A 12,253-nucleotide genomic window follows, 5' to 3' on the forward strand; every position below is an offset into this window, starting at 1 on the left:
CTATAGTAATTATAATTAGTTGGTTTATTAGGCGTCGACTAACCAGCTAAAGTAGAGGCAATATGCATCCTTAAGCTTATTATCTAACTATTTATTTTTAAGAATATATTATCTTCTTAAAGCATTACTCAACCCAAATATCTTAACGTCTTCTTAACAGGCCTCTTGTTATCGTAAGGAATCAAACTCCTTACCATCCTGTTGAGAAGCCTAGTTATGTCAACCCCTCAAGCACTTAGCACTGAAATCACCAAAGCTCCTACCAAAAAAAGCTATCTAAACAGCATTTTTAATCATGAAATTAATCTTAACTATCTGATTATTATCGTTGCGCTCTATTTAGTCACTACTGCAAATTTTGGTTTTTTCGCGCAAGTGCTTAGCATTTACCCTTTTGGTAATAACGTTGGCTTCATAGTTTCTATCACAGGCTTATTGTTCGGCTTAATGTGGCTACTCATCCAATTATTTTGCTATCGTCCTATTGCTAAACCAGTGCTCATCGCTATGGTAATGATAGCGGCCGTATGTGGCTATTTTACTGACGCTTATGGCACTATTTTCGATACTAATATGCTGATCAATAGTATACAAACCGATCAACGTGAAGCGATGGGGTTGATGTCGCTAAGTTTTTTTACAAGAGTCTTTATACTAGGCATTATACCCGCAGTTATTATTGCTAAAATCCGCATAAAAAGAGTACCTATACGTCGAGCGCTATGGCAAAAAGCGTTAACCTTAACCTCATCTATCGCCTTAATAGCTGTCTGCCTACTGTCTTTTGGCGATCAATACGCCACCTTTTTCCGTCAGCATAAGATAGTCCGCAGTTACGCAAACCCTATTACTCCTATCTACTCGGTTATCAAATTAGGTACCGATTATGTTGAGAAACTTCGTCGTCCTGATACATTGACCCTGCATGCGACAGATGCCAAACGTATAACTCCTACTGCTGGAACTAACGCAGCAAAGCCTAAACTCATGGTATTTGTCGTTGGTGAAACAGTACGTGCTGATCATATCGGTCTTAATGGCTATGAGCGCGACACTATGCCTCTGCTGACTAGCCAACCAGATGTCTATAGCTTTAAAAATGCCACCTCATGTGGCACCTCTACTGCTTACTCCGTTCCCTGTATGTTTAGCTACTCTAATCGAGAGAGTTATGACAATAATATGGCAGACTATAATGAGAACGTATTAGACACACTAAATAAGCAAGGCGTCAATGTTATTTGGCGCGACAATAATTCGAGCTCTAAAGGGGTCGCGGATCGAGTAACTTTTGAAGATTATAAGACGGCTGATGTCAATCCAAATTGTGATGAGGAGTGTCGTGATATCGGTATGCTTGACGGTTTTGATACTTTAATTAAGTCAGATGCACCTGCCAAAGATACGCTTATTTTATTGCATCAAATGGGCAATCATGGTCCCGCTTATTACAAACGTTATCCTAAGGAATTTGAAGAGTACAAACCTGTATGCATGACTAATGAGCTCTCTAAATGCGATGATCAATCCGTCATCAACGCTTATGACAATGCCATTCGTTATACTGATTACTTCTTAAATAACGTGATTAATACGCTCAAAAAGTATGAGCAGGACTATGATGTCATAATGGTATATATTAGCGATCATGGCGAAAGTTTAGGCGAGAATAATATTTACTTGCATGGCATGCCCTACGCTATCGCACCTGATGCGCAAAAGCAGGTGCCTGTCATCATTTGGTCACCTAATAGTAATAATATTGATAAAAGTAGTCTCGTTAGTATGATTGATCAGCCCGTATCACATGACTTTATCACCCCAACTTTACTTAACTTTTTTGGTATTACTACCGATGAGGTAGCAGCAGCGCCAACCTTCTTTAAATCTACCCATTAAGACCTTTATCATAAGCCCTGCTAGCATTTATGCACGAGACCACTATGTACAAGATACTCATCATCGAAGACAATCCCGATATCGTCGCCAATATTTATGCCTTTTTTGAACCAAAAGGTTTTGAGCTGGACAACGCTCATAATGGCATTAGCGGCTTAACACTCGCTGCAAATAATCGCTATGACGTTATTTTATTAGATGTCATGCTGCCGGGTATGGACGGCACCAAGCTATGTAAAAAACTGAGAGAAGAGCTACATAATAAAACCCCTGTATTGATGCTGACGGCTCGTGATACGATTTTGGATAAAGTCGCAGGCTTCGATAGTGGCGCTGATGATTATCTGGTCAAACCCTTCTCACTCATTGAATTAGAATCACGGATTAAAGCGCTTATCCGTCGACACCAAGATGAGCATTTTGAGCACAGCTTAGCTGTCGGACCATTATCCTTAAATGCTAATGAGCACACGATTAGACGAGAAGGTACATCACTAAAACTGACACCAACAGGGTTTAAAATTTTAGAAACATTAATGAATGCGTCGCCACGAGTCGTCAGTAAAAGTGAGCTTGAGGAAAAGGTATGGGGTGAGGATATTCCAAGTAGCGATGCGCTACGGACTCATATGCATAGTGTGCGCGTACAAGTCGACAAGCCATTTGCCAGACCTATGATAATGACGATGCCTGGAGTGGGTTATCAAATTGTTGATCCCGATAAAGTGTAGAATATCTTAGTACGATTTACAGACTCAATCTGATTAAGAGTCGTCCTAGTTATACCTCCTATCCTCTTTCTACTACCTTATACTATGAAGTAAATGCCATGTTCAGCCTCGACTCTATCGCTAATAAATTTCGACTGTCATATTTTTTATTTGCCATATTACTTTGCGCTGCTTTCGTCAGTATTTTTATGTACGCTGAGACAAGGATGGAGCAAGAGTTGGTCAAAGCTCGCTTACTGCAACAGCTAGAGCTTAGTCAAGAAAAGGATGGCGATCAGCCTGTCTACACTGCAGATCCGGGCATAAAAATTTATCGCTATAATCATGCACCTGATAATTTAAAAGCTTTGGCAACCGAGACAGTGCAAGAGATGCCCGTAACCGTGCCCACCAAAGATGGCAATGTTAGAACTAATCTACATTTCTTCATCTATCAGCAAAATAAACAACGCTATGTTTTAACCTATTTAGAAGACACTGAGATGGTAATGGGGAACTACCCTGTCCTTGCCATTTTTGAACACCTAGAAGACATCTTTGCCAATGCCTTAAGAGTTGCCGTTATTTTAAGCTTACTAATTGCCGCAATATTTTCTCAGCTATCCTCTAGGCAAATTACTAAACCTTTATTAGACTTAAAAAAAGCAGTAGAAACCGATCATCAAAACTTAACCGAATTGACCCATTTGCCCTCCGAGGTTGGCGTATTAGCACGCGCTATTGATGAGAAGAATCATAAGTTTGAGCAGTATCTCAAACGTGAGCAGCTATTTACTGGAGATGTTAGCCACGAGCTGCGCACGCCTTTGACGATTATTATGGGTGCATCAGAAGTACTGGCTTCTCAATTAGAAGGCGATAGCCGTTTGAGCGAGTTTACTAATCGTATTAGTACTACAGCTAAAGAGACCTCTGAGATTATCAGCGCGTTATTACTACTCTCGCGTGCTCCTGAAAAACTGGACGCTCCGCAAACCTCTATCAATAGCATTGCTAACAATGAAGTGGAACGCTTAAAGTATTTGCTACGGTATAAGACTGTGACTTATGCAGTAGTCGCTGAACAAGAGTATTTTGCCTACGTACGACCTGAATTACTAAAAATGGCACTAGGCAACTTAATAAAGAATGCCTTTCAATACACGGATGAGGGTGAGGTAGTTATTATTATTGACGATAAAAAAATCACCGTTACCGATACTGGCTTGGGTATTCCTGAAGCGATGATGCCTCTACTCTATGAAAGGTTTGAGCGTTTAGAGCAAAAGAAAAATGATGGGCAATTAACTGATAAGTTCTCGTCAAAAGATTATACGAGCTATAAGGTTGATGGCACAGGGTTAGGTCTAAGTATTGTTCAGCGCATCATGACGCATATGGGCTGGCAACTTACCCATCAAGCTAATGCTGCAGGCGGTAGTACGTTTAGTATTTATTATAAATAAATTCTACTAATAAACAATCTTTAAAAGCCTAAGACATTACAAGTTAGCAGTACAGTTTAAAACCATTTCTTACTTTTAAAATACACAACGATGGCCACAGTCAATGTTACCATCACACCCCACAAGGCAAAGTAACCCTCATTCCATTTTAACTCAGGCATATAGTCAAAATTCATACCGTAAACGCCTACCAAAAATGTTAATGGTATAAATACCACTGACACTAAGGTCAAGGTACGTATGATTTCATTCAAACGATGGCCCTGAATTGAGAATATCAGATTGGTTTTACTATCAAGCTCAAACAACTCAAAATCAATTTCATCAATCAAATTGTTGGCTTGCTCTTTAAGTTCGGTGAAATACTTACTATCCATAGGAATAATATTAATCGTTTCCAGCTTTACAATGGTATTGCGAAGGCTCAGCGTCGCTTTCTTAAAGTTCAACATGCGACGTTTTTGCTCCTCAACCTTTTTAGTAAAATAAGGCGTTGGATTAATATTGGTCACCTTTATCGAGTCACCGTCAGCATTCAGTAATTTCTCAAACGTCTCTTCATAGTTTGCTATCAATGACTCAATCAACAGAAAAAGCAAATAATCTACTTTTTTGCTTCGAACTTGTCCTTTGCCTTCGCTTAAGCGATCACGAATCCACTGAAAATGATTATTATGATTCTCTTGCAAACTCCATAACATATTTGACGATACAACGAAAATCAATTGTTTATTATCTAGATTTTTGTCATCAGTTTTTAATACTTTTAGAGCGATAAACAGGACATTATCGAGTTCGATAACCTTATTGGCATGCTCATCATCTTGCAATAATTTAATTAAAAAATCATCAAACTGGTTCTGGATGACAACTTGCTCCATCTCATCTAACTCTCTCAATCCATAAGTATTGAGCCAAAAAACTTCGTCGCCGTGAGGCTCAAAGTTCAAAATTAAGATATCTTCGCAAGGTACTATTGACACTTTTGAAGGTGAATAAGTAATAAGTGTAGTGTTTCGTAAGAACTTTTCTGACATCCCTTCCCCCTATAGAAACTCCTTTAATCAAAACTTAGCAAGCCTAGTATCTAAGCCAGACATTAGATCTGTTAAACATTTAGTAGTCTTTTAAATAATGATTTAACTCAGAAAATTAAGCAATATTTATTATATCTACTCGCTAATCAAACTCTTATTTTCCGCTAAGTTTCCCCTATGTCGTCTCTCGTATTATAGATTCATACCCACGAGGTAGCTGGCAAAACCACTAATGGTGTGTCAGAAATTGATTAATACAAAGGATGACTCTCATGAAAAACTTATCAACGCTAACCAAATCAGCAATCATCGCCCTTACTATTGCAGGCGTAGGTGCAACCGCTATCGCCGCCCCTGCTGCTAATACCAAAGCCGTAACTGGATCAAGTGAAGCTGTCAGCGCTATGCAAAGTAAGATCAGCTTAACGCAAGCAATCGATATAGCTAAACAGAATGCTAAAGGTGATCTAATCAGCGCAGAATTCGATTATGACGACGATGATGATAATGGCAACGGTGCTGTAACGGGCGAGTATGAAGTTGAGTTTGTATCAAACGGTACGGCTTACGAGGTCAAGATCGACGCCAATACTGGCAAAGTCATCGAGACTGAAAAAGAGAAGTTAGATAAAGAAGACATGGCTGAATATAGAGCGCTGATGCAAGCCAAAGTTACGCTAACTAGTGCTATGCAAAAAGCCACTCAAAGCGTAAATGGTAAAGTCATCGGTGTTGAGTTCGAGCTTGAAAAAGGTCAAGCCTTATATGACATCGAAGTTGTCAAAGACAATCAGATATATGATGTGAGCATAGATGCCAATACTGGCAAGGTTCTAAGCAGCCAAGTTGATATGGAGGATGATGGCTAAAAAGTAAGCAAAGCTAAATACTAACTCTTCATTAATAGGATGCAGTAGCCAATACCTTGATAAACAAGGTGTCGGCTATTGCTTTTTTGTATATATTGAATTTTGATATTAATATTGCCCTTTCCAAATAATTTTATAAATATTTTTTATCTTAACGCTTCCTTAACAGCTCCAAGCACATACTGATACCCAAGTGCTAACCAGTGCCCTCCTACACTGGGATCATTACAACAATAAATATATCGGTGATTGCACTTTTTCTTATTTTCACTGTAACTTCAATAGTCAGTAGTAGCCAATACCTTAATCAAACTCGGTATTCGCTACTGCTTTTTATTATATGAAATTCATCTTAACGCGATCTTAACATGCACTGTAATATCATTAAGACCTGCCAGCTATTCTAATCTTAATAAATACTAAGCTATCGATATGAATAATTCCAAGACTACTGCTCTGAGCCACGAACATACAAATCTTGATTATAAAAATCAGCCTGTATCTGATGATACTTTTGTAGCGGATAGTTTTGCAAATGAGGTTAAAGGTAAAAAAGGGTTAGCCCGTATTGTAAAAGCTACGGGGTATTCTATAGATGGTTTTAAAGCGGCTTATAAGTTTGAAGCGGCCTTTAGGCAAGTTATCTGGCTCAATCTCTTATTGTTCACGGTCATTATATTTATGCCTTTTAACGTCAGCGCCAAAATGGTGCTTGTGATTGCTTCATTCTTATCCCTCATTGTGGAGCTTATTAATACGGGTATTGAAGCGAGCGTCGATCATACTTCAACGGATCATCATCCCCTCGCTAAAATAGCCAAGGACGTGGGTTCTGCCGCGCAATTTTTGGCATTATTACTATTGTTCGTTTTGTGGTGCATGGCGTTATCTAATCTTTTATTTTAAAAAGTGCTTAAATTTTTAGCAATTTAATACATTGAGTAAGGTATTTTCATGATTTTAGAAGATAACCCAACTAACTGGATATGGCTTAAGCTTTTTTGCTTAACAATTATTGCCGCTCTAACCTTTGAGCATAGCCAATTTGATGTTCGTATTAGTGAGTTTTTCTATAATAATGGTCAGTGGCTGATAGAAAAAGGCGAACAGCCTTACGCTTTTATTTTTTATGATGGTCCTAAAGCATTATTAATCTTGTTGGCTCTCTATTTAATATCCGTATTGGTTATCAAATACAGACAATCTTCAAATATCGCCTCTATCATCGATAACAATAAAACAAGTAAATTTATTGTGCCCTTCTCAATTCGTGAAATAAGTTACTTACTTATTGTTCTTATTGTGGTGCCTTCTACTATCGCGCTATTAAAAAGCGTTACTCATGTGAGCTGTCCTAATCATCTAACGCTTTTTGGCGGGGATCTACCTTATCTTAATCTATGGCAAAATATGCTTGCTAAAACCGATACAAAATGTTTTCCAGCAGCTCATGCCAGCGCAGGATTTTCTTTGTATGGCTTAGCATTTTTACCTACTCTTTATAAGTATCGCTATCGAATATTTGAAATCGTAACCGTATTAGGCTGGACAATGGGCCTATATAAAATGATGTTTGGTGATCATTTTTTTAGTCATACCTTAGTATCGATGTTGGTGTCTTTGACTATAGCTTGTGCGCTGGCCAGCGTGTTTTTTAAGAGAACAGAGCATAATTATGCTTCAAATAACCATCTTCACACCAATCGCTATCAGCACTAAACCGCCCAAAGCTTCTGCCCAACTGCCGAGCCATGTTCCTGACTGGCGTCCTATATAAGCCCCTAAAACACTTAAAATAGCGGTCGTCAATGCGATGATTAAACAGGCAGCATAAGCATTAACTACCAACAGGTTTAACGTAAAGCCCGCTGCCATCGCATCGAGACTAGTCGCTATAGCCAATGACAGCAAGGTTTTATGACTTACATTGATCCGAGTATCGTCACTAACCGAACACGACTCATAAAGCATCTTAATCCCAAGAGCCACTAGTATGATAAAAGCAATCCAAGCAGCCCATTCCGCAAACCAACCGAGCATAGTAGAGCCAAGCGCATAACCAATTAGCGGCATCACCCCCTGAGCAACACCGAAGTATAATCCAATGAGTAACGCCATTTTTATAAACTGCGACTTACCATCGCTTCTATGTGTCGAGCCAAGACCGATTGCAGCCGCAAACGCATCCGCAGCGAGTGCTAACGCCAATAATAGTATCTCAAACATAATAAAATATTACTCTGTATAAGGATTATCGAAAGAGCAACAGCATTATAGCCCAAAAATATGAGTAGCTAACTGAACGCTTATTCTACGCTAAGCTTCTTCTATGTCTTGTTTTGTATGATGGACTCATATCGACACTTCTGACAACTTTGATAATGAGTCGTCAGACATGAACCTTAAATACGGAGTAAACACGATGAAAAAACTATCAACCCTAAGCAAATCCCTACTTATTGCTCTTAGCGTTCTAGGTATTGGTACTCTCGCTGTTGCCTCAGGTCAAATACCTGCTATTTCAGGCGCAAAGACGAGTGACGCAGTCGCGATAGCACAGAGTAAAATCAGTCTAGAGCAAGCCGTCGCTATTGCACAAAAAACAGTCAAAGGAGACTTAATTAGCGCTGAGTTTGACCAAAACGATTATATGGCAAGTGGCGAGTATGAAATCAAGCTTATCAATGATGGAGTGGAGCATGAAGTAAAAATTGACGCCAGTAGCGGCAAAGTTCTAAAATCTAAGCAGGAAAAAATAGATCAAGACGACTTAGCAGAATATAACGCTATGAGGCAAGCCCAAATAACCCTAACCCAAGCCATGCAAAAAGCAACGCAAAGTGTTGGTGGCAAAATTACTGAAGCAGAGTTTGATTTTGATAACGGTATACCCGCTTATGAGATTGAAATAGCTAAAGGGATGGACATAAATAAACTGATAATCGATAGCATGAATGGTCAGGTTGTCAGCAGTCAGTTAGATGATGATTAATATTTTAAAACTTGGTTGAATATAGCTTAACAACGGCTCTACTCTGTACACTAGTATCGATTAGAGCTTTTTAGTTTGAGGACGCTATAAAAAGTGTCACTATAGATAAATATTTTTTAATCCTACTAGTCACATAATAAGGATATCCCATGCGCGTATTGGTAGTCGAAGATGACTTGATGATTGGCGAGAGTCTGAGCGAAGCCTTGCAAGATGAGGCTTATACGGTTGATTGGGTCAAAGACGGTCGTCAAGCCATACTGACATTAAGGGTGCAACCTTATGACATCATCTTATTAGACTTAGGTCTTCCAGAAGTTGATGGCATGGGCGTGTTGACTGCTATTCGCGATGCCAAGATTGAAACACCAGTGTTGATACTCACCGCGCGTGATCAATTAAAAGATAGAATTGCAGGCTTAGACTCAGGGGCTGATGATTATGTCGTCAAGCCTTTTGAGTTAGGAGAAGTCTTTGCACGCATGAGAGTACTTATTCGCCGTGCCCAAGGCAAGGCTGATAATCAAGTGACGGTTGGCAATTTAAGTTTAGATACCGCGCACAAACGGGTCATGATGGATGGTAGCCCTATCGATTTAACCGCAAAGGAGTACATGCTTCTCACTACCTTTATGCTATCGCCTGAAAAAGTCATGTCCAAAAATGAGCTTGAGGATTCGTTATATGGCTGGGGCGGCGAAGTTGAAAGTAACGCCATTGAGTTTTTGATTCATAGTTTACGCAAAAAGGTCGGACAAGATAGAATCAAAAATGTTCGTGGCCTTGGATGGTATATCAGCAATGCCTAAATTTCGTAAGCCCTTTAACTCATTACAGTTCCAACTTATCTTTTGGTCTGTTGTGTCATTATTACTACTGGCAATAGTGGCTGGTGGTTATGGATTTTGGTACAGCTATAACGAGATAAATGACTTTCAGGATGATAACTTAAAAAATACTGCTGCCTTATTAGAGCAGTCGCTTAATATTAGTGGTTTAAATAATAATGCTGCTTATTCATACAGTGACGAGCATGCCCGCAGCAACATTCACTTTGATACCGATGACGATGATGGTGCGATCACCGTTGATATAGTCATACTCTCCGCCTCACTCAATAACGGGGTAGAAGATTATCAGAACGTTCAAAGCGATGATGAGCATGATTACTCAGAACCTATACCGTTGGCATTAGTAAATAGCGTTCCACAAGGGATAAGCGATCAAAACATTGACGGTCATTCTTGGCGAACCTATAGAAATGATGTCAAGATTGAGTCTTTAGATACTGATGAAGAAGTGGCTCTAATTTTGCGCCAACAGACAGATTTACAGGATGATTTAGCCAAAGCTAGTGCCTTACAGTCTTTTTTACCCCTTATTATCGGTATAGCATTATTACTGCTTTTACTGCCTTTTATCATGTGGCGCATGATGAAACCTGTGCGTCAATTGCATCATGAGATAAGCGCACGTAATGAGAATGACCTAAGTCCTTTATCGATTGGTAGACTGCCCTCTGAATTGCTGCCACTAGCCGAATCGTTAAATAGATTATTGGCTATAGTCAAAATTAGTATTGAACGTCAGCAACGCTTTATCGCTGATGCTGCCCATGAACTGCGCTCGCCGCTGACTGCCATCTCACTACAATTACAACGATTACAGCGTATTAGTAATGATAACGTTATGTCGGAAGGCCTCGATAAACTGGCTATTCGCTTGAGGCGTAATCAAAGTTTGGTTGAGCAATTATTAACGCTCGCTCGTGCTGGTAATATCAATACCGAGCTTGGTACCGAGACAACAGCAACCAATGTTAAATCTATTATCGAACAAGTCATAGGGTTACTCATTCCTATTGCTGATAATAAGAACATCGAACTAACTGTCGACTTACAGTCAAGTAGCAAAGTAAAGATAGATGAGACATCATTATTAATGCTCATAAAAAACCTGATTCAAAACGCTATTATTTATACGCTAGATAATGGTCAAGTCATGGTTAAACTCTATCAACTTGAGCAAAACTCAGGCAGTTTGGATAAATCGGCTTTAAATGCTCAATATAATTTTGGCTCACATGTGATTCAATCTGGGAAATTAAATGATATATCCAAGACGCTAGATAACAAATTAGTATTACAGATCATAGATTCAGGCGCAGGCATTGACCCTAGTGATTATGAGAAAGCTTTTGAACCCTTTATACGGCTTAATCAAGTGATTAGTGCAGCTGATCAATTTAGCGACAGTAAACTTAACAATAGTATAAGCGCTTCAAGATCAGATAGCGCAAGTAAGCAATCACAGGAAATAGAAGGTACAGGACTTGGGCTCTCTATTGTTAAATCAATCTGTGAGCAGGCAGGTATCGATGTCTTTATGAAGGACTCTAATTCTGAGATTTTAAACTTACATGATAATCGAGGACTTTGTATAACTTTGATCTTTTAAACTCATACATAGAAATTTTAATAGATCTAAATAGTTGCATCTTCACACTTTCTTAACATCTCTATTGATAATTTAGTGACATCTACAACGTAACATTAAATTTGTTTACTAATAGAGTGAATCTAACCATGAATACAACCTTAAACAATCAATACTCACCCACTGCTTCTAGTAACGATCCAGTGCTAAACGCTTTGTCCAAAGTTCCGGAAGTTACCCTTCTTTTTTAGATAATTAAAATCGCAGCTACTACGCTTGGTGAGACTGCGGGTGATGCTTTATCAATGTCATTAAATCTAGGATACATTGTCAGTACTGGCATTTTCGCTATTATATTTGCTATAGCAGTCGCTACCCAGATTAAAGCCAACTCATTTAATAAATGGTTGTATTGAGCTATGCTGAAGAAACCGTAGAGATAAACTTGGTAAACTAAGCACAATAACCGGAGTTTATCATGACCAATAAAATAAGAACCTACAGTACAGAATTCAAAGCCGAAGCCGTTAAGAAGATAGCAGACAATAATGGCAATATCTCAGCCACAGCAAAGCAGCTCGGCATAGCCATGCAAACTTTATCCAACTGGTACAATAAAGCCAATCAAGGCAAGCTTGCAGGGACTGAACATTACGATCCACAGCTTATGGTCATTATAGAAGAGAACAAGCGCCTAAAACGCCAGCTCAAAGTAGCGGAGGAGGAGCGCGAGATACTAAAAAAGGCCACAGCGTACTTTGCAAAGCACAGCTAGTGAAGTACGCCTTTATTGAAGATAATCAGCAGCTTTTTAGTATCACTCGCATGTGCCGTGTGTTACATG

11 protein-coding genes and 2 pseudogenes are annotated in these 12,253 nt (G+C 39.1%); 11 read left to right on the forward strand and 2 right to left on the reverse strand.

Annotation, left to right across the window (positions count from 1 at the left end; genetic code table 11):
- Positions 1 to 216 precede the first annotated feature (216 nt).
- From AAEY80_RS10205 to AAEY80_RS10215, 3 genes are all read left to right on the forward strand, one after another.
- Positions 217 to 1,899 (forward strand): phosphoethanolamine transferase, encoded by a 1,683-nt coding sequence (locus AAEY80_RS10205; protein WP_201567588.1) that lies wholly within the window; start codon positions 217 to 219, stop codon positions 1,897 to 1,899.
- A gap of 44 nt (positions 1,900 to 1,943) precedes the next feature.
- Positions 1,944 to 2,630: a response regulator transcription factor gene (locus AAEY80_RS10210; protein ID WP_025651489.1), complete on the forward strand. Its 687-nt coding sequence runs from the start codon at positions 1,944 to 1,946 to the stop codon at positions 2,628 to 2,630.
- Positions 2,631 to 2,728: 98 nt separating this feature from the next.
- Positions 2,729 to 4,075 carry a sensor histidine kinase gene (locus AAEY80_RS10215; protein WP_025651488.1) on the forward strand — a complete coding sequence of 449 codons (1,347 nt, stop codon included), beginning with the start codon at positions 2,729 to 2,731 and terminating at the stop codon, positions 4,073 to 4,075.
- Positions 4,076 to 4,131: 56 nt separating this feature from the next.
- Here AAEY80_RS10215 and AAEY80_RS10220 read toward each other — a convergent pair whose 3' ends face one another.
- A complete protein-coding gene (locus tag AAEY80_RS10220) occupies positions 4,132 to 5,112 on the reverse strand; it encodes a CorA family divalent cation transporter (protein ID WP_350588262.1) in 981 nt (326 codons plus the stop codon).
- Positions 5,113 to 5,384: 272 nt separating this feature from the next.
- Between AAEY80_RS10220 and AAEY80_RS10225 the strand changes: the two genes are divergently transcribed.
- From AAEY80_RS10225 to AAEY80_RS10235, 3 genes are all read left to right on the forward strand, one after another.
- Positions 5,385 to 5,981 carry a PepSY domain-containing protein gene (locus AAEY80_RS10225; RefSeq protein WP_025651486.1) on the forward strand — a complete coding sequence of 199 codons (597 nt, stop codon included), beginning with the start codon at positions 5,385 to 5,387 and terminating at the stop codon, positions 5,979 to 5,981.
- 432 nt (positions 5,982 to 6,413) lie between these two features.
- Complete coding sequence (locus AAEY80_RS10230; RefSeq protein WP_025651484.1) at positions 6,414 to 6,887, forward strand: diacylglycerol kinase; 474 nt, start codon at positions 6,414 to 6,416, stop codon at positions 6,885 to 6,887.
- Positions 6,888 to 6,935: 48 nt separating this feature from the next.
- Positions 6,936 to 7,700 (forward strand): PAP2 family lipid A phosphatase, encoded by a 765-nt coding sequence (locus tag AAEY80_RS10235; protein ID WP_025651483.1) that lies wholly within the window; start codon positions 6,936 to 6,938, stop codon positions 7,698 to 7,700.
- Here the strand turns inward: AAEY80_RS10235 and AAEY80_RS10240 are convergent.
- Entirely contained in the window at positions 7,662 to 8,207 is a 546-nt protein-coding gene (locus AAEY80_RS10240; RefSeq protein ID WP_025651482.1) for a manganese efflux pump MntP, read from the reverse strand. The two genes, AAEY80_RS10235 and AAEY80_RS10240, sit on opposite strands and share 39 nt — an antisense overlap.
- A 196-nt stretch (positions 8,208 to 8,403) precedes the next feature.
- Here AAEY80_RS10240 and AAEY80_RS10245 point away from each other — a divergent pair, with 196 nt between their 5' ends.
- From AAEY80_RS10245 to AAEY80_RS10265, 5 genes and pseudogenes are all read left to right on the forward strand, one after another.
- The gene (locus AAEY80_RS10245; protein ID WP_025651480.1) at positions 8,404 to 8,973 is read left to right on the forward strand and encodes a PepSY domain-containing protein; all 570 of its coding nucleotides are present in this window, start codon (positions 8,404 to 8,406) and stop codon (positions 8,971 to 8,973) included.
- A gap of 149 nt (positions 8,974 to 9,122) precedes the next feature.
- Positions 9,123 to 9,782 (forward strand): response regulator, encoded by a 660-nt coding sequence (locus AAEY80_RS10250; RefSeq protein WP_025651479.1) that lies wholly within the window; start codon positions 9,123 to 9,125, stop codon positions 9,780 to 9,782.
- On the forward strand, positions 9,775 to 11,430 hold the full coding sequence (locus AAEY80_RS10255; protein ID WP_025672617.1) for a sensor histidine kinase: 1,656 nt from the start codon (positions 9,775 to 9,777) through the stop codon (positions 11,428 to 11,430). The genes AAEY80_RS10250 and AAEY80_RS10255 overlap by 8 nt, the downstream gene beginning before the upstream one ends.
- 128 nt (positions 11,431 to 11,558) lie before the next feature.
- Positions 11,559 to 11,822, forward strand: a pseudogene (locus tag AAEY80_RS10260) (hypothetical protein); the annotation flags it as partial.
- Between the two features lie 65 nt (positions 11,823 to 11,887).
- Positions 11,888 to 12,253, forward strand: a pseudogene (locus tag AAEY80_RS10265) (transposase); the annotation flags it as partial.

The sequence above is a fragment of the Psychrobacter sp. 78a-MNA-CIBAN-0178 genome, from assembly GCF_040309625.1.
Lineage (GTDB): Bacteria > Pseudomonadota > Gammaproteobacteria > Pseudomonadales > Moraxellaceae > Psychrobacter > Psychrobacter okhotskensis.